Annotated in this window: 18 protein-coding genes; 8 read left to right on the top strand and 10 right to left on the bottom strand. The window is 69.3% G+C overall.

Annotated elements, in window-relative coordinates; genetic code table 11:
- Window positions 1–53: 53 nt before the first annotated feature.
- The 3 genes from ACQY4O_RS13845 to ACQY4O_RS13835 all read left to right on the top strand — a co-directional run bounded on the left by ACQY4O_RS13845 (window position 54) and on the right by ACQY4O_RS13835 (window position 4,364).
- Window positions 54–1,307: a multidrug effflux MFS transporter gene (locus ACQY4O_RS13845; protein ID WP_428378201.1), complete on the top strand. Its 1,254-nt coding sequence runs from the start codon at window positions 54–56 to the stop codon at window positions 1,305–1,307.
- A gap of 128 nt (window positions 1,308–1,435) precedes the next feature.
- Complete coding sequence (locus ACQY4O_RS13840) at window positions 1,436–3,760, top strand: ATP-binding protein (RefSeq protein WP_428376939.1); 2,325 nt, start codon at window positions 1,436–1,438, stop codon at window positions 3,758–3,760.
- Window positions 3,761–3,848: 88 nt separating this feature from the next.
- Window positions 3,849–4,364, top strand: coding sequence for an adenine phosphoribosyltransferase (locus tag ACQY4O_RS13835; protein WP_428378200.1), 516 nt, complete (start codon window positions 3,849–3,851; stop codon window positions 4,362–4,364).
- Between the two features lie 205 nt (window positions 4,365–4,569).
- Here ACQY4O_RS13835 and ACQY4O_RS13830 read toward each other — a convergent pair whose 3' ends face one another.
- From ACQY4O_RS13830 to aroQ, 4 genes are all read right to left on the bottom strand, one after another.
- Window positions 4,570–5,862, bottom strand: a complete 1,293-nt coding sequence (locus ACQY4O_RS13830; protein WP_428376938.1) for a methyl-accepting chemotaxis protein — start codon at window positions 5,860–5,862, stop codon at window positions 4,570–4,572.
- Window positions 5,863–5,963: 101 nt separating this feature from the next.
- Complete coding sequence (gene accC, locus ACQY4O_RS13825; RefSeq protein WP_428376937.1) at window positions 5,964–7,310, bottom strand: acetyl-CoA carboxylase biotin carboxylase subunit; 1,347 nt, start codon at window positions 7,308–7,310, stop codon at window positions 5,964–5,966.
- A gap of 77 nt (window positions 7,311–7,387) precedes the next feature.
- Window positions 7,388–7,852 (bottom strand): acetyl-CoA carboxylase biotin carboxyl carrier protein, encoded by a 465-nt coding sequence (locus tag ACQY4O_RS13820; protein WP_428376936.1) that lies wholly within the window; start codon window positions 7,850–7,852, stop codon window positions 7,388–7,390.
- Entirely contained in the window at window positions 7,849–8,304 is a 456-nt protein-coding gene (aroQ, locus tag ACQY4O_RS13815) for a type II 3-dehydroquinate dehydratase (protein ID WP_428376935.1), read from the bottom strand. Before aroQ ends, ACQY4O_RS13820 begins: the two co-directional genes overlap by 4 nt.
- A gap of 354 nt (window positions 8,305–8,658) precedes the next feature.
- On the opposite strand from aroQ, the gene ACQY4O_RS13810 reads away from it, so the two are divergent.
- Entirely contained in the window at window positions 8,659–9,273 is a 615-nt protein-coding gene (locus tag ACQY4O_RS13810) for a septal ring lytic transglycosylase RlpA family protein (protein ID WP_428378199.1), read from the top strand.
- 24 nt (window positions 9,274–9,297) lie between these two features.
- Here ACQY4O_RS13810 and ACQY4O_RS13805 read toward each other — a convergent pair whose 3' ends face one another.
- Complete coding sequence (locus tag ACQY4O_RS13805; protein ID WP_428376934.1) at window positions 9,298–10,350, bottom strand: YihY/virulence factor BrkB family protein; 1,053 nt, start codon at window positions 10,348–10,350, stop codon at window positions 9,298–9,300.
- A gap of 540 nt (window positions 10,351–10,890) precedes the next feature.
- Between ACQY4O_RS13805 and ACQY4O_RS13800 the strand changes: the two genes are divergently transcribed.
- The gene (locus ACQY4O_RS13800; protein ID WP_428376933.1) at window positions 10,891–12,033 is read left to right on the top strand and encodes a type III PLP-dependent enzyme; all 1,143 of its coding nucleotides are present in this window, start codon (window positions 10,891–10,893) and stop codon (window positions 12,031–12,033) included.
- A gap of 11 nt (window positions 12,034–12,044) precedes the next feature.
- On the opposite strand, the gene ACQY4O_RS13795 is transcribed toward ACQY4O_RS13800, so the two are convergent.
- The 5 genes from ACQY4O_RS13795 to ccmA all read right to left on the bottom strand — a co-directional run bounded on the left by ACQY4O_RS13795 (window position 12,045) and on the right by ccmA (window position 16,017).
- Window positions 12,045–13,175, bottom strand: coding sequence for an SDR family oxidoreductase (locus tag ACQY4O_RS13795; protein ID WP_428376932.1), 1,131 nt, complete (start codon window positions 13,173–13,175; stop codon window positions 12,045–12,047).
- Between the two features lie 145 nt (window positions 13,176–13,320).
- Window positions 13,321–13,953: a carbonic anhydrase gene (locus tag ACQY4O_RS13790; protein WP_428376931.1), complete on the bottom strand. Its 633-nt coding sequence runs from the start codon at window positions 13,951–13,953 to the stop codon at window positions 13,321–13,323.
- A gap of 133 nt (window positions 13,954–14,086) precedes the next feature.
- Entirely contained in the window at window positions 14,087–14,521 is a 435-nt protein-coding gene (locus tag ACQY4O_RS13785) for a CBS domain-containing protein (protein WP_428376930.1), read from the bottom strand.
- A 180-nt stretch (window positions 14,522–14,701) separates the two neighbouring features.
- The gene (ccmB, locus tag ACQY4O_RS13780; protein WP_428376929.1) at window positions 14,702–15,379 is read right to left on the bottom strand and encodes a heme exporter protein CcmB; all 678 of its coding nucleotides are present in this window, start codon (window positions 15,377–15,379) and stop codon (window positions 14,702–14,704) included.
- The gene (ccmA, locus tag ACQY4O_RS13775; RefSeq protein WP_428378198.1) at window positions 15,376–16,017 is read right to left on the bottom strand and encodes a heme ABC exporter ATP-binding protein CcmA; all 642 of its coding nucleotides are present in this window, start codon (window positions 16,015–16,017) and stop codon (window positions 15,376–15,378) included. The genes ccmB and ccmA overlap by 4 nt, the downstream gene beginning before the upstream one ends.
- A gap of 125 nt (window positions 16,018–16,142) precedes the next feature.
- On the opposite strand from ccmA, the gene acnA reads away from it, so the two are divergent.
- From acnA to ACQY4O_RS13760, 3 genes are read left to right on the top strand one after another with little or no spacing between them, the layout of a single operon-like run.
- Complete coding sequence (acnA, locus tag ACQY4O_RS13770; RefSeq protein ID WP_428376928.1) at window positions 16,143–18,836, top strand: aconitate hydratase AcnA; 2,694 nt, start codon at window positions 16,143–16,145, stop codon at window positions 18,834–18,836.
- Window position 18,837: 1 nt separating this feature from the next.
- Window positions 18,838–19,626 carry an amino acid ABC transporter ATP-binding protein gene (locus tag ACQY4O_RS13765; RefSeq protein WP_428376927.1) on the top strand — a complete coding sequence of 263 codons (789 nt, stop codon included), beginning with the start codon at window positions 18,838–18,840 and terminating at the stop codon, window positions 19,624–19,626.
- A complete protein-coding gene (locus ACQY4O_RS13760) occupies window positions 19,623–21,110 on the top strand; it encodes an ABC transporter substrate-binding protein/permease (protein ID WP_428376926.1) in 1,488 nt (495 codons plus the stop codon). The genes ACQY4O_RS13765 and ACQY4O_RS13760 overlap by 4 nt, the downstream gene beginning before the upstream one ends.
- Window positions 21,111–21,127: the final 17 nt, after the last annotated feature.

Genomic DNA, 21,127 nt, shown 5'->3' with positions numbered 1-21,127 from the left:
CACGTCCCTTTCCGGATGTTGCCATGGCCATCTTCCTTTCGGCCGCGCCGCCGATGCTTGCGCGCCTTGCGCGGACCCGGCCGCTCGACACCACGAACGGCCGCACCAGCCTGGTCGCCGCCCTGCTCGGCATCCTGGTCGCGGTCGGACCGGTCTCCACCGACATCTATCTGCCGGCGTTCCCGGCCATGCAGGCCGACCTCGGCGGCGGCCCGGGCTCGGCGCAGGCGACGCTGGCGATCTGGTTCGTCGGCCTTGCCTTCGGCCAGTTCTGGCAGGGGGCGCTGTCCGACCGCTTCGGGCGGCGAGGCCCGCTGCTGGTCGGCACCGCGATCTATACGCTCGCCACCATCGGCTGCGCACTGGCGCCGGGGATCTGGAGCTTCTCCGCCTTCCGGCTGCTGGCCGCCCTCGGCGCCTCGGCCAGCCTGGTGGTGCCCGGCGCCTGCGTGCGCGACCTGTCGGACGGGCATCTGGCGGCGCGCATGATCTCGCGCCTGATCCTGATCATGGGCGTCGTGCCGGTGCTGGCGCCCACCCTCGGCGGTTTGGTGCTCACCGTCGCCTCCTGGCGCTCGATCTTCTGGGCGTCCGCGCTCTACGGCCTGTTCTGCATGCTGCTGGTCCATCGCATGCTGCCCGAGACGCTGCCGCGCGACCGCCGCATCTCGCTCTCGCCGATCTCGATGTTCAGCCACACGCTCGGGTTGATCCGGGAGCGCAGCTTCATCAGCCATGCGATGGTGAATGCCGCCGGCGCCTTCGTGTGCTTCACCTATCTCGGCGCGGCGCCCGTCGTGTTCATCCGCCTGTTCGGCCTGACGCCGCCGCAGTTCGGCATGCTGTTCGGGCTGAACGCGATGGCGATGATCTCCGCCTCGCAGCTGAACGGGCCACTGGTGCAGCGCTTTGGCGCACGCCGGGTTCTGGGCGGCGCCATCCTGGTCGCGGTGGCCGGCAGCCTGCTGCTGCTGCTCCTCGGCCTGCTGCACGAGGCGCACAAGCTGCCGGTGCTGCTCTGTGTGATGCTGTGCCTGGCTGCCCTCGGCCTGACCGGCCCGACCAGCACGGTCGGCGCCCTGGCGCGGCACGCGCACCATGCCGGAGCCGCCTCGGCGCTGATCGGCACGCTGCAATACGCGCTCGGCGCCGCGGCCGGCCTGGTGATCGGGCTGATGAGCGACCGGACCATGCTGCCGATGGCTGCCATGATGCTGCTCGGCTGCCTGGGCATGCTGGTCGCCAGCCTCTACCGGCCACGCCCGGTCCGGCTCGGTCTCCGAGCTTCCGGCCCGAGATTGGTATAGAGGCCGAAGCCTTTCATGTAATTTCGTCAATACAACTTTCCGCGTTCTACCGGTTTTGTTATGCTGTCGCCTCCACGGCTCGAGATCCCGGGCCAGGCCGGTCGCATCCTCGGCGCCCAGGAGGGTGAATGCGCAGAACGCTGATCCAGAGCCTGAAGTGGTTCAGTCCGATCGCGTTGATCCTGGTGCTGGCCTCGCTTGCGATCTATGGCTGGCAGCAGTCGGTGGTCACGCAGCACATGCGTATCGCCACGGCCCGCGTCGCCAACCGGCTGCGGCTGGTCGATCATCTGGGCCAGTGGCTGCGCGAGTCCGAGCACGCCGAGCAGGCCTATCTGGTCGCCGGTGCCGGTCCTGACATGATTACGTACCGAAACGCCGACCTCAGGGTCAACGTGATCACGGCGCGGCTCGCCGAGCCCATGCGGGCACCCGCCGCACGCGGCGAGGATGCGGACGCGGCGCCGCTCGACGAGCTGGTCTCTCTGGTCGGCCGGCGCCAGGCCGTGCTGGCGCGCGAGGCGGCGCTGCGCACCTCCGGGATGGCGCCCGCTTTGCTGCTCGAGCAGCACACGATGCGCGGCCAGCCGCCGGCGCGGGAGGTCCTGAACCAGGTCGGGCTGGTCCGCGAGCGCCTCGAGAGCGAGCGCCAGCGCCTGCTGGACTCGACATCGGAGAGCTTCGTGACGGTGCGCTGGATTGCTGCCGCGGTGGCATTGACCGGGGTCGGCGGCCTGCTCGTCACCTGGATCATGCTGCGGCGGGCCTGGAGCCACCTGGTGCGCGCCGAAACCGAGCAGCGCACCGCAGCCCTGCAGCTGCGCGGCAGCCTGGACAGCCTGAGCCAGGGTGTCGCGGTGTTCTGTGCCGACGGACGGCTGCTGAACTGGAACATGCGGCTTCGGCAGATGCTGGATCTGCCGGCGGCACTGCTGCAGCAGGGGCTGGCCTATGACGCGTTGGAAGCGCATCTGCGTGCCGGCGGCGGCAGCTTCCTGGAGCCGCTGGAAGCCATCCGCCGCGACCTGCCCGACCGGGAGCGGCCTGCGGTGGTCTATGAACGAACGGTGCCGCAACGACCCGGCAAGAGCGCGGGGTCTGGTAGCGTGGCCGCTGGACCCTTTGGCGAACGCAATATCGATATCTGCCGCACCTTGATGCCGGGGGGCGGCTTCGTGCTCGCCCTGACCGACATGACGGAGCGCAGCCAGGCCGAACGCATGCTCCGGGTCGCGCAGAAGATGCAGGCGGTCGGCGAGCTCACCGGCGGCATCGCGCATGATTTCAACAACCTGCTCACGGTTATCCTCGGCAGCCTGGAGCTGCTCCCGGACGACCTGCTCGGTGCCGGCACGGAGCGCTCGCGGACCGCATCCGAGCAGGTCAGGCGGGCCGTGCAGGCGGCCGAGAGCGGCGCCGCGCTGACCCGGCAGTTGCTCGCCTTTGCCCGTCGCGAGCCGCTTGCCCCGGTTCCCGTCGATCTGTCCGTGGCGCTGCCGGGCCTCAGGTCGCTGCTGCGCCCGGCCATCGGGGAAGCCATCGGCATCGACCTCGTGGTGCAGCCGGACCTGTGGCCAGCCACAGTGGACGCGGCGCAACTCGAGAGCGCGGTGCTGAACCTGTCGCTGAATGCGCGTGACGCCATGCCCGGCGGTGGGTTGCTGGTCATCAAGGCGGAGAACGTCGCTCTGGAGCCGTACCAGGCACGCCAGATCGATCTCGATGCGGGCGACTTTGTCCGGGTTGCGGTCTCCGACACCGGCCAGGGCATGAGCCCCGATGTCCTGGCGCGTGCCTTCGAGCCGTTCTTCACCACGAAGCCGGAGGGCCGCGGCACCGGGCTCGGCCTCGCCATGGTGTTCGGCTTTGCCCGCCAGTCGGGCGGCGCCGTCTCGATCCGGTCTCAGGCCGGCCAGGGCACGACGGTGGCGCTCTACCTGCCGCGCGCCAGTGCTGCCGTTGCCGCAGCCGCCGTCGCCGGCGCACTCCCCGGGGCCGATCCGCCCAGCCTGATGACCAGGCGCATGCACCCGTCGTCGCCCGAGCCGGCGCGCCACCCCAGCATCCTGGTCGTGGAGGACGATCCGGCCGTGCGCGAGATCGCCGCCGAGATCCTGCGCGAGCTGGGCTACCGGGTCAGCGAGGCGGCGGATCCTGACGCGGCGCTGCGGATCCTGTCCCTGCGCGACCATCCGCTCGACCTGCTGCTGACCGATATCGTGCTGCCCGGGACCGTCGATGGCCGTGAGTTGGCGCGGGAGGCGCGTGGCATGCATCCTCGCCTGCAGGTGATCTTCATGTCCGGCTATTCGGAGACCGACAGCCTGCCGGGAGACGGTGCCGCCGGAGAGGAGAGCCAGGCCCTGCTCGGCAAGCCGTTCCGACGCGCGCAGCTTGCGGCCATGGTTGCCGACATGATCGGCGTGAGCAGCCGGACCGGCGAGGCTGCCTGACGCGGCTGCTGTCCCGGCGGGCTCTTGCCCACCGCAGGCATACTCTGTAGAGGCCCGGCTGTTCCGAACGCAGGGTATCCAGGCCATGATGGACCTCAAGCAGCATATCCGCAGCATTCCGGACTTCCCCAAGCCGGGCGTGATGTTTCGCGATATCTCGACGCTGCTGCGCAATGCCGATGCGTGGCAGGTCGCCATGGGACGGCTGGCAAAGGCGGTCGCCCCAGCGCGGCCGGACCTGCTGGCCGGGGTGGAGAGCCGCGGCTTCCTGCTTGCAGCCCCCCTCGCCAGCAAGCTCGGCTGCGGCTTCGTGATGCTGCGCAAGCCGGGCAAGCTGCCGGGGCGGACGGTCTCGCTCAACTACGAGCTCGAATACGGCAGCGACAGCCTGCACATCCAGGAGGATGCCGTCGTCCCGGGCCAGCGTGTGGTCGTGGTCGATGACCTGCTCGCGACCGGCGGCACGCTGTCCGCCGCGATCAAGCTGTTGCAGAAGGTGGGCGCAGAGGTTGTGGCGTCGGCGGTGCTGATCGAGCTCGGCTTCCTGGACGGCCGCAGCAAGCTTGGCGTGCCGGTCACGGCCCTGGTCCGCTACGACGACTGAACGGCTGTCCGATAACGCTACTGTGCCGGGAATCCGACGCGCCTGTCTGCGCTTCCGGTGCTCACGGCCAAACGGCCGCTCCGCTCCGGTTCTCGACAGGCACGACGGGCGCCGCTTGCGCGCCTCTGCCGCGGCACAGCGCGTTCTCGAACAGCCTCCGGCCTGCTCAGCAAGAGAGCCGGGTTTCCTTACCGTGGCGGGTGCTTCAGGCGGCTTTGATTTCGGCGACGAAGCTCTCGATTTCGGTGTTCAGGTGGCCGGTCTGACGCGAGAGGTCGGCGGCCGAGGTCAGCACCTCGTTCGCGGCGTTGCCGCTGCGGGTCGCCGCTTCGGTCACGCCGCCGATGGTGGCGGAGACCTCGCGCGCCGATTGCGCGGTGTGCTGCACGTTGCGGGCGATCTCGGCGGTCGCCGCCCCCTGCTCCTCGACCGCGGCCGAGATGCTGACGGCAATGGCGCTGACTTCCTCGATGGTCGCCAGGATGCCGCGTATCGCGACCACTGCCTCCTCCGTCGCGGTCTGGATCTGGGCGATCTGGGTGCCGATCGCCTCGGTCGCCTTCGCCGTCTGGTTGGCAAGGCTCTTGACCTCGGAGGCGACCACGGCAAATCCCTTGCCGGCGTCGCCCGCGCGCGCCGCCTCGATGGTGGCGTTGAGCGCCAGCAGGTTGGTCTGGCCGGCGATGTTGGTGATCAGGCCGACGACCTGGCCGATCTTCTGCGCGCCCTCGGAGAGCGCGCGCACGATCACGTCGGTACGCTGGGCGTCTCCCACGGCCTGCGAGGTGATGCGGGCGGACTGCGCCACCTGCCGGCTGATTTCGCCGATCGAGGCGGCCAGCTGCTCGGCCGCCGCCGCCACCGTCGAGACGCCGACGCTTGCCGCCTCCGAGGAGACCGTCATCGAGGCCGCCTGCGCATTGGCCTGCGATGCGCTCGCCGTCATCGTCCGGGCACTGGCCTCGAGGCCGCGTGCCGCCGAGGACAAGCCGGACACCAGGCTGCCCACCTTGTCCTGGAAGCTGCCGGCCATGGCGTCGCGCGCCACCCGCTGGGTTGCCTGCGCCTGGGTCGCTTCGTGGATATCGACCAGGGAGCCGCAGGCCCGGCGCGGCTTGCCGCCGGCATCCAGCAGCACGCCTCCGGTGGCGCGGAACCAGCGGTACGAGCCGTCGCGCACCTTCAGCCGGTAGGTCGTGTCATAGACAGCGCCGGTGGAGAGCGAGGCGCCGAAGGTCGCGAACACGCGGGCCGCGTCGTCGGGATGCAGCCGGTCCGACCAGGACCGCACGACATCGGGAAACTCCGCCGCGGTCGTGTAGCCGCAGAGCCGGCGGAATTCCGACGACCAGGTCCAGCGTGACTGCGCATGCATCGCGTCGCCCGCGAACAGCACCGCGTCCCACAGGCCCACTCCGCAATGGCCGGACAGCGAGGTCAGCCATTCGGCCTTGCTGGCGTTGTCGCGGGCAGCCTTCGAGGAGAACAAGCCGAACATGCGCGGGCACCCTGGTGGCGGTGGCTGTGACCACAGGCGACAGGTGCCCGCGACAGGGGTGTTCTACCGGGGCGACGTTGATTTTCTGTTAATGCCGAAGCTCAGGAGGCGTGCCCTGCGACGAACCTCTCGAGCCAGTGGATGGTGTATTCGCCGGACCGGAAGCCCGGATCGGCCAGGATGCGCTTGTGCAGCGGGATCACCGTCCGGATCCCGGTGATCACGAACTCGTCCAGCGCGCGCTCCATCCGGCTGATCGCCTGCGCCCTGGTCGGGGCGTGCACGATCAGCTTCGCCACCATGCTGTCATAGTACGGCGGCACCACGTATCCGGCGTAGAGCGCGCTGTCGATGCGCACGCCGAGGCCGCCCGGCGGATGGAACATCTCGACCCGACCGGGCGTCGGCATGAAGCTCTCCGGGTCCTCGGCGTTGATCCGGCACTCGATGGCATGCCCGCTGAATCGGATGTCGGCCTGCTTGAAGCCGAGCGGCGCGCCGGCCGCGATGCGTATCTGCTCGCGCACCAGGTCGATGTCGCAGACCATCTCGGTCACCGGGTGCTCGACCTGCAGCCGGGTGTTCATCTCGATGAAGGCGAACTGGCCGTCCTGGTAGAGGAACTCCAGGGTGCCGGCGTTGCGGTAGCCGAGCGTCCTCAGCGCCGCGGTCGCGGTCTCGCCGATGGCGTCGCGGGCGGCGGGCGTGAGCGCCGGCGACCCTGCCTCCTCCAGCAGCTTCTGGTGCCGCCGCTGCAGCGAGCAGTCGCGTTCGCCGAGATGCACGACGGCGCCGTGCATGTCGGCCAGGATCTGCAGCTCGATATGGCGCGGCCTGTCGAGGTACTTCTCCAGATAGACCTCGTCATTGCCGAACGCGGCGCGGGCTTCGGTACGCGCGACGCGCCAGGCCTCCTCGAGCTCGGCCTCGCTCTCTGCGACTTTCATGCCGCGGCCGCCGCCGCCGGCCGCGGCCTTGATCAGCACCGGGTAGCCGACCTCGGCGGCCACCGCGCGTGCGGTCTCGAGGTCCGGCAGAGCGCCGTCGGAGCCGGGCACCAGCGGCACGCCGAGCGAGCGCATCGCGGCCTTGGCGGTGATCTTGTCGCCCATCATGCGGATATGGGCCGGAGACGGGCCGATGAAGGTGAGGCCGTGCGCCTCCACCGTTTCCGCGAAGTCGGCATTCTCGGACAGGAAGCCGTAGCCGGGATGGATCGCGTCCGCGCCGGTGATGGTGGCCGCCGTCAGGATGGCCGCCACGTTCAGATAGCTGTCGCGCGACGCCGGCGGCCCGATGCACACGCTCTCGTCGGCCAGGCGCACATGCATCGAATCCGCATCGGCGGTGGAGTGCACCGCGACCGTGCGGATGCCGAGCTCGCGACAGGCGCGCAGGATGCGCAACGCGATCTCGCCGCGATTGGCGATCAGGATCTTCTCGAACATGCCCGGCGCCTGAGTGGGGGGCGCTTCAGTCGGGCGCGCTTCAGCGGGGGACGCTTCGGTTGGGCGGGGTGCCAAGGTCAGTCGATCACCGCGAGGACTTCGTCGAACTCGACCGGCGCGCCGGACGCGACCAGCAGCAGGCGCAGGGTGCCGGCCCTGGGCGCCTTGATCTGGTTGAAGGTCTTCATCGCCTCGATCAGCAGCAGGGTCTGCCCGGCGGCGACCTGCTGGCCCTCGACCACGAAACTCGGTGCGGATGGCTCCGGCGACAGGTAGGCAATGCCGACCATGGGGCTCTTCACCGCGCCCGGATGCCGGGCCGGGTCGCTCGCCGCCGCGGCCGCCTGCAACGCATCGGCGCTGGCCGGGGCGGCGGCAGTCGTCGCCAACGACGCGGGCGCCGCCGCCTGCACCACGGCGGGGGCACGCGCCACGCGGATGCGGCTGTCCTTCTCGGCGATCTCGATCTCGGTCAATCCGGTCTCGGTCAGTATGTCGGCCAGGGCGCGGATGGTCTCCGCATCCAGGAGCAGGCGGCTCATCGATCGTCCTCGTCCAGTATTGTGTCCGCCATCGCCGTCAGTGCCAGCGCGTAGCCACGCACCCCAAGCCCGCAGATCACGCCCAGCGCTGCCTGCGAGACGAAGGAGTGCCGGCGGAAGTCCTCCCGGCGATGGATGTTCGAGATGTGGACCTCGATCACCGGCAGCTCCACCGCCATCAGCGCATCCATCAGCGCGATCGACGTGTGGCTGTAGCCTCCCGGATTGATCACTATTCCCCGCGCCCGGCCCCGGCATTCCTGCACCCAAGAGATCAGTTCACCCTCGCCATTGGTCTGGCGGAAATCGATCGCCACATCCAGCCGCTCCGCCGCCTGGATGCAGACCTGCTCGAGGTCGTCCAGCGTCGCCCGGCCATAGATGGCGGGTTGGCGCAGGCCGAGCATGTTCAGGTTCGGTCCGTTCAGGACGGCGATCAGAGGCGGGCCCATGACCCGGGCGTTAGCATGTCGCGTCCCGCTGTCCAAGCGGTGAGCCGGCCGGAAACGGCGATCCGTGCAGCGCGGATACTCGTCGGTGCTGGCCGATCAGCAACAGTGTGGCGCGTGGGGAACTCCCAATCTTCGCACTGCACAAAATACATCCCGGCTGCATTCCAGTAATGTCCCGCTGGGTCGGATCATGTCAGGGGCAACAGCCAAAATTCCGGCCTGTTCAAGCCAGCGAACGGGGCGCTGATGCTGGGCCGGCGGGCGTCCTGGGTTGATCTGCGGCAGTTTGAGCTTGATCTTGCGGATTGAGTGCCTGTCTAATACTCCGGTACTGCAGGAGATCACCGGACCGTGATGCCAACGACCCGTTCCAGCCGCGCCCTCCGGGTCGGGCACGCCACCATCTGCTGCACCGTCGGGCTGCTCGCCCTGGGTCTCGCCGTGCCGGGTGCCGGCCATGCCGCGAGCATCGCGGCGGCTCCCGCTCCGCCGGCTTTGGCGGGACCGATATCGCCGCACGCGACCAGCTGGGCGAACTCCGTGCATGACGCACTCGCGCGGCAGGCCCGTCTCGCGGCCGCAGCAGCCCGCAGCGCCTTCACCGAGAGCGGCATCGCGACGTGGTACGGGCGCGAGTTCCAGGGCCGCCGGACATCGAGCGGTGACCGCTTCGACGATGCCCGGCTGACCTGTGCGCACCGCACCCTGCCGCTGGGCACGCGCCTGCTGGTCACCTCCGAGGATACCGGGCGATCGGTCGTGGTGGTGGTCAACGACCGCGGTCCGTACGCGGCGCCGGGCCGTATCATCGACCTCTCGCGCGCCGCGGCTGCCCGCATCGGCATGGTCGCGGACGGCGTGAACACGGTGACGGTCAAGCGCATCCTGCCCTCCGACCTGCCGGTCGAGGTGGCGCAGGCACCGGACGGCGATACCAGCGAGCAGGCGATCGCCAACTCCCGCCGCTGACCGGGCCTGCCTGCCTGCCCGCGCCTACTTTTCGGCGACGTGGTCGGCGACATAGGCGCCGCGCAGGCCCATCGGCTTGGCATCCCCGATGGTGCTGTCCTGCGCCGTCTGCATCTCGAGTGCGGCATTGAGCTCGGCTCCGAGCAGGACGACGTAGGCGGTCACGAAGAACCACATCATGATGCCGATCACGGCGCCGAGTGGCCCGTAGGTCGCGTCGTAGCTGGCGACGTGGCCCACATAGTATGAAAAGCCAGCCGAGGCGAGCAGCCACAGGAGCGTGGCGACCACCGATCCCGGGGTGATCCAGTGCCAGCGCGCCTCCTGGCGGGAGGGCCCGAACCGGTACAGGGTCGAGAACGCCGCGGCCACGAAGATCACCATGACCAGCGGGCTGCCGAGCCGGATCAGGAACTGGGTCTGCGCCTCGATGACCTCGAGGCCGAAATGCGCCGGGATGAAGTCGAGCGCCGCCGGCAGGAACACCACCAGCGCCAGGGCCAGCACGGCGCCGATGATGGCGCCCAGCGTCATGCCGAGCGCCGTCAGCTGGTAGCGCACGAACGACCGGCCCTCCTTTTCCTCGTAGGCGATGTTGAGAGCCGCGAGCATCGACTTGGTGCCGGCCGATGACGACCACAGAGTGATCATGATGCTGATGATCAGGCTGATGGTGAGCGTGCTGTGCGGCTTGCTGACCAGGGTGTGGATGCGGTCGCCGATCAGTTCGTAGGCCGGCCCGGGCAGCAGGTGCCGCAGGACCTGCATCTGCGGCTCCACCGTCTGCGGATCGAAGGCGAGGCCATAGATCGAGACCAGCATGCTGATCGCGGGGAACAGCGCGAGCGTCGCATAGAACGCGCATCCCGCCGCCGCGAGGCCGATCCGGTCCGAGATCATCTCCGAGAAGGTCCGCCGGAGCACCATCTTCCAGCCGCTCCATGGGATCTGCGTCGGCACCCTGGCGTGCCGGCCGATCTGCTGCTCCGCGGCCGCGTCGGCCGGTGGGTTCTCGACCACGGTCGGGCTCTCGGCAGTCCGGTTGCGGTCGGGGTTCAGGCTTCCGGCGGTCTGCATCGCGGCCTCCCGTGCTGGCTGCTCTAGGAGACCGTCTGATAATGCTACTACGCTGGCGATCCGACGCGCCTTTCTGTGCTTCCGATGCTCACGGCCAGAAGGCCGCTCCGCTCCGGTTCTCGAAAGCCACGACGGCCAGCGCCGTTGGCGCCTCTCGCTCAGCCTAGCGCATTCTCAGACGGTCTCCTAAAGCAAGACCGGCTCGACATGAGCCGGTAAATTTGCTCTACCACATTGATCTTGAGCCTGATTCACGTCCCTGGCTGATAAAGCCCCAGACAATCAGGCTTGGCGCATCCGTGTGACATGAAGTCGCGAATGCGATTACCGGTTGCATCGTCGGGCGACTGGTTCCATATGGCTCCCACGCAGCAACGCACGTGCCACTGGCCCTCTGAGGTTACGCAACGACGTCAAGCGTTCTGGCAATCGGGACCCCTTCACGGGGACCCAGTCTTGGTCGCTGGTCCGTTAGACCGTTTCGCAACTCGTCCATCGCCTCGAAAAGATGGATGACGCAGAAGGGAGGAGGTGGGCGCGATGACCCCTAAAATCGCCCGTTATCTTGCTGCACAGGCTCCGGCAACGCCCTGTCTCGTCGTCGACGTGGATCGCATCGAGGAGCGGTATCAGGAACTGCGCGCCGCCCTCCCGCTGGCCCGCATCTACTACGCGGTGAAGGCCAATCCGGCGCCGCCGGTGCTGCAGCGCCTGGCAGCCCTCGGATCCTCGTTCGACGCCGCGTCGTGGGAGGAGATCGATCTCTCCCTGCAGGCTGGCGCGCCGGCTTCCCGTATCTCGTTTGGCAACACCATCAAGAAGGGATCGGCGATCGCACGCGCGCACGCTGCGGGTGTCTCGATGTTCGCCTTCGACTGCGACGAGGAGCTCGACAAGCTGGCTCGCCATGCGCCCGGCAGCCGGGTCTATTGCCGCATCCTCGTCGAGAACGCGGGAGCCGAGTGGCCGCTGTCGCGCAAGTTCGGCACCACCGTCGCGCATGCCCGCGCCCTGATGCTGCGGGCGCAGGACCTCGGCCTCGATCCGTTCGGCTTGTCGTTCCATGTCGGCAGCCAGCAGACCACCACGGATGCCTACGAGGCTGCGATCGGCAAGGTCGCCATGCTGTTCACCGACCTCGCGCAGGCCGGTCTCGACATCCGTATGGTCAATCTCGGCGGCGGCTTCCCGACCCGCTATCGCGACGACGTGCCGGAGATCGACCAGTTCACGTCCGCGATCGCGCGCGCCCTGACGGCGGCGTTCGGCAATGCGCTGCCGGAGCTGGTCGTCGAGCCGGGACGCTTCCTGGTCGGCGACGCGGGCGTCGTGTCGTCGGAGGTGGTGCTGGTCAGCCGCCGCGGCGACAGCACTGCCGCCAACGGCGGCAAGCGCTGGGTCTATCTCGATATCGGCCGGTTCGGCGGACTGGCCGAGACCGAGGGCGAATCGATCCGGTACCAGTTCCGCACGCCGCATGACGGCGGCAGCACCGGACCGGTGGCGATCGCCGGCCCGACCTGCGACGGCGCCGACATCCTGTACGAGCGCAGCGACTACCGGCTGCCGCTCGACCTCGCCTGCGGCGAGCGGGTCGAGCTGCTCTCGACCGGCGCCTACGTCTCGACCTACTGCTCGACCCGCTTCAACGGCTTCGCCCCACTAGCCGAGCACTATATCTAGGGCGTCTCGACTCAGGCCAGGGCGGCCTCGCTGCTGCGGGAACGGCGCGCGCCGCCGCTGCGCAGGAAGCCGGCGCGGATGCAGTGGTCCACCAGCCGCCGCAGGAACAAGGCGTCCGTCGGCTGGCAGCGCCGGCCGGACAGCGCCGCAAGGTTGGCCGCCCCGAAGCGCGGGTCGCGGCACAGGTAGCTGCCGAACGAGAGCGTGACCTGGTCGTGCAGCCAGCGCTCGGCGTCGCCGATCATGCCCGGCTCGAACGAAGCGGGCGTCACCAGGCGCGGAACCTCGTATTGCGGATAGCAGCCGGCGAGGCGGGTGAATTGCGCGACCGGCAACGGGCGCTCCGCGACGAGATGGAACGTGCCGCCGGCCGCGTCGCGCATGCGCTCGGCGATGTCGACCAGGCCGCCGCAGACATGGTCGATCGGCACCAGATCGAGGGTAGCGTCCGGCGATGCGATCAGGGTGCGCACCTGCCCCTGCGCGAACAGCCTGATCATGGAATAGATGTTCTCGAAGCTGCGGATGGCGCCGTCCGGCCATGCCCCGACCACGATCGACGGTCGGGCAATGGCGACCGGCACGCCGCGGCGGCCGGCCTGGAGCATCAGCCGTTCCGCCTCCGCCTTGCTGGACTCGTAGCCGTTGGCAAAGCTCTGGCCGACATCCAGCTCGTCCTCGCCGATCGCGCCGCTGCGCTCGCCACAGACGTAGGCGGTGCTGACATGCAGCACCGGGGTGGCGGGGGCGCCCGACGCGGCGGCCGCCGCGCCGCCATGCTCGGCGAGTGCGATCACGGTGCGCGCGCCGCCGACATTGACGGCCCGGTAGGCCTCCGGATCGAGGCTGAACCCGACCACGGCGGCGCAGTGGATGATCAGGTCCAGGCATCCGGCAAGCGCCTCATACCGCGCGGGACAGAGCCCGAGCCGCTCCTGGCTGACATCGCCGCTCAAGACTGCGATCCGGCCGCCGGCGGGGGCGACGCCGGTCCACGGCTCGGTGATGAGCGGCGTGCGGTCGTTCCGGTCGAGCGTGCGGCTCTTGCGCACCAGGCCGATGACGGAGTGCCCCCGGTCGGCAAGCCGGCCGACGAGCTCGGCACCGATCAGGCCGGCGGCGCCGGTGACAAGGATGCGCATCGAGCCTGGGCCGGGACACGAGGTAGCGCGCACGGGAGCGGCGTGCGGGTCGGACTGAAGCAGGGGACGGGCCTCCGGATTATGCGGGGGCGCCTTTTGTCGCAGGCGGGATGCGATCCGTCGAGCCTCGCGCCGGGGAGCCCGCCTACTCGAAGAACTCCACGCGGCCGTCGTCCAGGTCGTAGCGCGCGCCCACGATCTTCAGCCGGCCCTCGCGCTGCGGCTCGATCAGGATCTGCTCGGTCGTGCGCAGACGCGCGACGATGCGCCGCACGTTGGCCCGCACCGAGCGGTCCAGCAGGTCGTCGCCGGCGCCGGCACCCGGGCGGCTCGCCTGCAGGACGGCCGGAATGATCGGCTCGATCATCTGGCCGATGCTGCCGGGATAGATCGTGTCGTTCTGCACGACATCGAGCGCCGCCTTGACCGCGCCGCAACGTTCGTGCCCGAGCACGACGATCAGCGGCACGCCCAGCATGAGCACACCGTACTCGATGCTGCCCATGGCCGCGAGATCGACCACGTTGCCGGCATTGCGGACGATGAACAGCTCGCCGAGGCCGCGGCCGAACAGCAGTTCCGGTGGCACCCGGCTGTCGGAGCAGCCGACCAGCACGCAGAATGGCTGCTGCGCCTCGGCCAGCGCCACGCGCTGCTCCCGGCTCACCCCCTCCGGATGGATCGGGGAGCCGACGCGATAGCGCCGGTTGCCCTCCCGGAGCAGGTCGAGGGCCTGCTCCGGGGTCATCTGCGGGCCTAAGGGCGCTGGTCCGGCCATGCTCCGGGTCCTGTCGGGGGCGTCTAGTGGTGAAAATCTGACGGAAGAGTCGTCAGGTTTTACCACTAGCCTTTAATTTGATGGGCCGATTGAACCTGCCGCTCGGGTAGTGAGCGCCAGGATCGGACCACGTTCAACCGTGCAGGCGTGCGATGTCCAGCAGCACGGCTGCCTCGTTCTCCTTTTCACTGAGCTGGTGGCGGGCGATGTCGCGTATGCTGATCATGCCGCCAAGGCTGCCGCCGCTGACCACCGGCAGATGCCTGACCCGGCGGTTGTTCATGATCGCGAGCACCTTGTCGAGCCGGTCGGTGGGCTTGCAGGTGATGACCGGCGAGGTCATCGCCTCGCGCAGCTTCATGTCGAGTGCGTCGCGGCCGCGCTTGGCGAGCAGGCGGACCAGGTCGCGCTCCGAGAAGATGCCGACGATCGCACCCTTGAGATCCTCGACCACCACCGCGCCGATCCGGCGCGCGGATAGGATGGCGACGGCCGCGGAGACGAGCGCCTCCGGTCGGATCGTCGCGCAGTCGCGCCCCTTCTGGTCCAGGATTGTCTCGATGAGCATGCGTGGGCTCCTGATGTTGTGCAAATGGCAGAGGCGGCTGACGAGGCATTTGGGTGCGTCGATGATGGTTACAGGAGCAGGGTTAATGAAACCGCATCCATGATCCTGTTTTGTTCACTGTGCTGCTGTCACCTGATCAACGCCTCACTTGACGCCCCACTTCACGCCTCACGTAACGCCTCACTCCACCGCCGCCCGCAGGCCGGCCCCGGCCGCGAGCGGGCAGAGCGGCAAGCCGCCGGCCAGGAACGCCGCCAGCAACAGCAGGTCCGGCCTCCAGTCCAGCCCGGCCTGGACGGCATCGACCGCGGCCGCGCCGAAGATCAGCGCCGGTGTCGCCAGCGGCAGCACCAGCAGAGGCAACAGCACGCCGCCGCGCCGCGCGCCCAGCACGATGGCAGCCGTCATGCCGCCGATCAACGACAGCACCAGCGTGCCGAGACCCAGACCGGCCAGCAGCACCGGCAGCACTGCAATACGCATGCCGAGCATCAACGCCAGCGGGGCCGCCGCCAGCAGCAGCGGCAGGCCGGTGGTGACCCAGTGCGCCGCCATCTTGGCCAGCGCGATCGCCGGCGCCGGCAGCCCGCAAAGCATGAGCTGGTCGAGCGCCCCATCCTCCAGCTCGGCGCCGAACAGCCGGTCCAGCGGCAGCAGGGCGGCGAGCAGCGCGCACACCCAGACGATGCCGGGCGCCATGCGCCGCAGCAATTCCGGCGAGGGGCCGAGCGCCAGTGGGAACAGGCTGCCGGCCAGCAGGAAGAACAGCACCGCGCCGAGCGTGTCCGCGCCGTGCCGGAGTGCGAGCCGCAGGTCGCGCGCCACCAGGGCGGCAAAACGAGCCCCCGGTGCGGTCAAGCCAGCGGTTCCAGCACGTCCTGCGTGGTGACGGTCTCGAGCGCCAGGATGGCGGCATCCGGCAACGGCAAAGGGACATGCGTGGTGGCCACCACCAGCCCGCCGGAAGCGCGATGCGCCGCCAGCAGCTCGCCCAGCAGGGCGACCGCGTGGCGATCGAGCCCGAGGCTCGGCTCGTCGAGCAGCCAGAGGGTCGCGCGCAGCAGCAGCACGCGGGCGAGGGCGGCGCGGCGCTTCTGTCCCGCCGACAGCATGCGGGCGGGCAGCTGCCGCAGCGGCGCCAGGTCCACCGCCACCAGGGCCGTGTCGAGGTCGCCGCCGCCAAGGACGCGCGCGAGCTGCAGGTTCTCCTCCAGGGTGAGGCCCGGCTTGAGCGCGTCCTGGTGGCCGAGATAGGCGACGCGGCCGGCATGCGCGAGCGGATCGTCCGATACCGGTCGCCCGTCCCAGAGCAGGCTGCCGGCATCGGGTGCGCGCAGGCCGGCGAGGGCGCGCAGCAGGGTCGATTTGCCGGCGCCGTTCGGGCCGGTCAGCAGCACCGCGCCGCCGCCGCCGCAATCGAGGTCGACCCCGTCCAGCACCAGCCGCTCGCCGCGGAACACCACCAGGCCCCTGGCCTGCAGGCCGGAAGGTGCCAGCTGTCCGGTGCCAGCGCTTGTCTCGCCTGCCGCTAGGTTTATGGTCAAGCCGGTCCAGACCTGGCCCTGTGCTCCAGTCTTTTGTGGCCAGGTCCTTGCGGCGGACGCCCTCGGAGGGGAACAGAATGAAATCGGTCGGTCACGACAGCCTGCACACGCGCAAGACGCTCGAAGTGGAGGGCAAGACCTACCACTATTTCTCCATTCCCGAAGCCCAGGCGAGCCTCGGCGATGTCAGCCGGCTGCCGGTCAGCCTCAAGGTCCTGCTCGAGAACGTGCTGCGCTTCGAGGACGGCCGCTCCTACTCGGTCGCCGACGCGCACGCCGTCGCCGACTGGCTCAAGGAGGGCCGTTCGAGCAAGGAGGTGCCGTTCAAGCCGGCCCGCATCCTGATGCAGGATTTCACCGGCGTGCCGGCGGTGGTCGATCTCGCCGCCATGCGCGACGGCATCACCCGCCTCAATGGCGATCCGCAGAAGGTCAATCCCCTGGTGCCGGTCGATCTCGTCATCGACCACTCGGTGATGGTGGATTACTCGGGCACCGCCGACAGCCTGCAGCGCAATGTCGAGACCGAGTTCGAGCGCAACGGCGAGCGCTATGCCTTCCTGCGCTGGGGCCAGGAGGCGTTCGAGAACTTCTCGGTGGTGCCCCCCGGCGCCGGCATCTGCCACCAGGTCAACCTCGAATACATCGCCCAGGCGGTGTGGACCGGCACCGTCGGCGAGGAGACCTTCGCCTATCCCGACACGCTGTATGGCACCGACAGCCACACCACGATGGTGAACGGCATGGGCGTGCTCGGCTGGGGCGTCGGCGGCATCGAGGCCGAGGCCGCCATGCTCGGCCAGCCGATCGCCATGCTGATCCCGGACGTGATCGGCTTCAGGCTCACCGGCCGGATGCCGGAGGGTGCCACCGCCACCGACCTCGTGCTGACGGTGACGCAGATGCTCCGCCGCAAGGGCGTGGTCGGCAAGTTCGTCGAATTCTATGGCCCGGCGCTGGACCATCTGCCGGTCGCCGACCGCGCCACCATCGGCAACATGGCGCCCGAATACGGTGCCACCTGCGGCTTCTTCCCGGTCGACGACCTCACCATCGCGTATCTGCACCAGACCGGCCGCGACGAGCATCGCATCGCGCTGACCCGCGCGTATCTCGAGGCGCAGGGCATGTACCGCACCGCCGCCACGCCCGATCCGGTATTCACCGACACGCTGGAACTCGACCTCGGCTCGGTGGAGCCGTCGCTCGCCGGTCCGAAGCGCCCGCAGGACCGGGTTGCGCTGAAGAACGCCGCCACCGCCTTCAACGCCGAGCTGACCAGGAGCCTCGGCGTGGCGGCCAACGATCTGTCCACGCGCGCCGCCGTCGCCGGCACCAACTACGAGATCACCCACGGCGACGTGGTGATCGCCGCGATCACCTCCTGCACCAACACCTCCAACCCGGCGGTGCTGATCGCGGCCGGGCTGGTGGCACGCAAGGCGCGGGCCCTCGGGCTGCATCCGAAGCCGTGGGTGAAGACCTCGCTGGCGCCCGGCTCGCAGGTAGTCACCGAGTATCTCGACCGCGCCGGCCTGTCGGCGGAGCTGGACGCGCTCGGCTTCAACACCGTGGGCTATGGCTGCACCACCTGCATCGGCAATTCCGGGCCGCTGCCGGACGCCATCGTGGACGCCATCGAGAACAACAAGCTGGTCGCGGTGTCGGTGCTGTCCGGCAACCGCAACTTCGAGGGCCGCATCAGCCCGAACGTGCGCGCCAACTATCTCGCGAGCCCGCCGCTGGTGGTCGCGTACTCGCTGCTCGGCAACATCCGCGAGGACATCACCACGGTCTCGCTCGGCACGTCGTCCACCGGCCAGCCGGTATACCTGCGCGACATCTGGCCGACCAACAAGGAGATCGCCGATCTGATCGCGACCTCGATCTCGCGCGAGCAGTTCATCGAGCGCTACGGCCAGGTCGGGCGCGGCACCAAGGAATGGCAGGCGCTCAAGGTGGCGACCGGCTCCCTGACCTATGCCTGGGACGGCGGCTCCACCTACGTGCAGAACCCGCCCTATTTCGAGGGCATCACCATGGTGCCGACGCCGAAGGGCGACATCATCGACGCGCGCGTGCTGGCGCTGCTCGGCGACAACATCACCACCGACCACATCTCGCCGGCCGGCTCGATCAAGCAGAGCTCGCCCGCGGGGCAGTATCTCGGCGAGCACCAGGTGTCGCAGAAGGACTTCAACTCGTACGGGTCGCGTCGCGGCAACCACCAGGTGATGATGCGCGGCACGTTCGCCAACATACGCATCAAGAACGAGATGGTGCCGGGGGTCGAGGGCGGCATCTCGAAGCACTACCCGTCCGGCGAGCAGGGCGCGATCTATGACGTGGCGCAGCGCTACAAGGCGGAAGGCGTGCCGCTGGTGGTGTTCGGCGGCAAGGAATACGGCATGGGCTCGTCGCGCGACTGGGCCGCGAAGGGCACCGTCCTGCTCGGCATACGCGCGGTGATTGCCGAGAGCTTCGAGCGCATCCATCGTTCCAACCTGGTCGGCATGGGCGTGCTGCCGCTGCTGTTCCAGGAAGGCACCACGCGCGAGACGCTCGGGCTCGTGGGCGACGAGACCGTCACCATCGAGGGTCTCGGCGCAATTGCGCCGCGCATGACGCTGACGCTTGCCATCACCCGCGCCGACGGCAGCCGACAGGATGTGCCGGTGGTCTGCCGGGTCGATACGCTGGACGAGGTCGAGTACTACCGGCATGGCGGCATCCTGCAGTACGTGCTGCGCGGCATGGCGGAAGCGGCCTGATTTGGCTGACGCTGCCGGCCCGGGCCAGACCGGGCCGGCAATCGTCGAGGCGCGCGATCTCCACAAGTCTTTCGACGGCACCGCGGTGCTGCGGGGCATTTCGCTGGACGTGGCCGAAGGCGAGCTGGTCTCGCTGATCGGGCCGTCCGGCTGCGGCAAGTCCACCTTCCTGCGCTGCCTGAACCTGCTCGAGATCCCCGATGCCGGTTCCGTCAGCGTGGCCGGGATCTCGGTTGCCCGCCAAAGCAAGCGCTGGGGGCGCGCCGACGAGGAGCAGGCGCACCGGCTGCGGCGCGGCGTCGGCATGGTGTTCCAGGGCTTCAACCTGTTCGCGCACCGCACCGTGCTCGACAACGTCATGCTGGCGCCCAGGGTGGTGCAGCTGTTGCCGCGCGAGCGGGCACGCGCGCGCGCCCTGGCCCTGCTCGACAAGGTCGGCCTGGCGGATGTGGCGGACCGTTATCCGGCCACCCTGTCCGGCGGCCAGCAGCAGCGTGCCGCGATCGCCCGCGCCCTGGCCTGCGAGCCGCGGGTGATGCTGTACGACGAGCCGACCTCGGCACTCGATCCGGAACTGACCGACGAGGTGCTGGCGGTGATGCGCCAGCTTGACCGGGACGGCATGACGCAGATCGTGGTGACGCACGAGATGCGCTTCGCCCGCGCCGCGTCCGACCGCATCGCCTTCATGCAGCACGGCCGGATCGTCGAGATCGCCGCGCCGGCCAGCCTGTTCGCCAACCCGGCGCACCCGGACACGCGTCGCTTCCTGAAGCATTATTTCCTGTGAGGCGGCTGCTGGCGGCCTGCTGCTGCCTGTTGCTCGCGGTGCCGGCCAGGGCGGAGGCGCCGCTGCGCTGGGGTGCCGACGCGCAGTCCGGCGCGCCGTACGTGTTCCACGACCCGGCCGCACCCTCGCGGCTGACCGGCTTCGAGACCGACATCATCGAGGCCGTGGCACGTCGCCTCGGACGCGCCTCGCTGATGGTGCAGAACGACTGGGACGGGCTGATCCCGGGCCTGCAGCGCGGCCTGTACGACGTTGCCATCGACGGCATCGAGATCACCCCGGAACACCGGGAGGCGGTGGATTTCTCGATCCCGTACTACCGGACCTTCGAGCAGATCGTGGTGCGGCGCGACCAGGCGGGGCTGGACAGCCTCGCTTCGTTGCACGCTCACGTCGTCGGCACCCTGAAGGCCAGCCTCGCCGACCGCATCCTGCAGGGCGAGCCCGCGATCGCGGTGCGCACCTATGACGAGGAGACCAACGCCTATTCCGATCTCGCCTTGCACCGGCTGGATGCGGTGCTGCTCGACTGGCCGATCGCGCTGTACTACGCAGCCCCCGACCCCAGGCTGAAGCTGGTCGGCGCCCCGGTCGGCGACCTCGCCTATGGCATCGCGTTCGCCAAGCGCCAGGACGGCTTGCGCGGCCAGGTGGACCGGGCGCTGCGGGACATGCAGCAGGACGGCTCGCTGCGCCGCATCCTGCAGCGCTGGAACCTCGCGCCGCCGCATGCTGCCGGGCTGGCGCCGGGGATCGCCGCGCCGCCTTCGGCGTGGCGGCATTATCTGGCGGCGACCGCACCGAGCCCCGGTGCGATGGACCGGCTGCGCCGCTATGCGAGCTTCCTGCCGCTGATCGCGCGCGCGGCCGGGCTGACCCTGCTGGTCTCGGCCTGCGCCATGGCCCTCGCGGTGGTGGTCGGGCTGGCGCTGGCGATCGCGCGCCGGTACGGCCCGCGCCCGCTCGCCCTGGTCGCGACGCTCGCCGTCGAGATCGTGCGCGGCACCCCGCTGCTGATCCAGATCCTGTTCATCTTCTACGGCCTACCCGGCCTTGGCATCCGGCTCGACCCGTTCCTGGCCGGCGTGGTGGCGCTCGGGCTGAACTACGGCGCCTACGAGGCGGAGAACTACCGCGCCGGCCTGCAATCGGTGCCGGATGGCCAGGTCGAGGCGGCGGTAGCGCTGAACATGACGCAGATGCAGGCCCTGCGGCACGTGGTGGTGCCGCAGGCGTTCCGGCTGGTGCTGCCGGTGATGACCAACGACTTCATCTCGCTGCTGAAGGACAGCTCGCTGGTCAGCGTCATCACGCTCACCGAGCTCAGCTCGACCTATGTCCGGCTGTCGACCACCTATTTCGACTATTTCGGCACCGGGCTGCTGATCGGGGCGGCATACCTGCTGCTCGGACTGCCGTTCGTGCATCTTGCGCGCCTTGCCGAACGTCGGCTGGCACGCGGCGTTGGGCACGGTCGACACTGACTGGCGATGGCCCGGAG

The sequence above is a fragment of the Lichenicoccus sp. genome (assembly GCF_965277665.1).
Taxonomy (GTDB): Bacteria; Pseudomonadota; Alphaproteobacteria; order Acetobacterales; family Acetobacteraceae; genus Lichenicoccus.
This window is presented reverse-complemented; position numbering and strand designations above follow the sequence as displayed.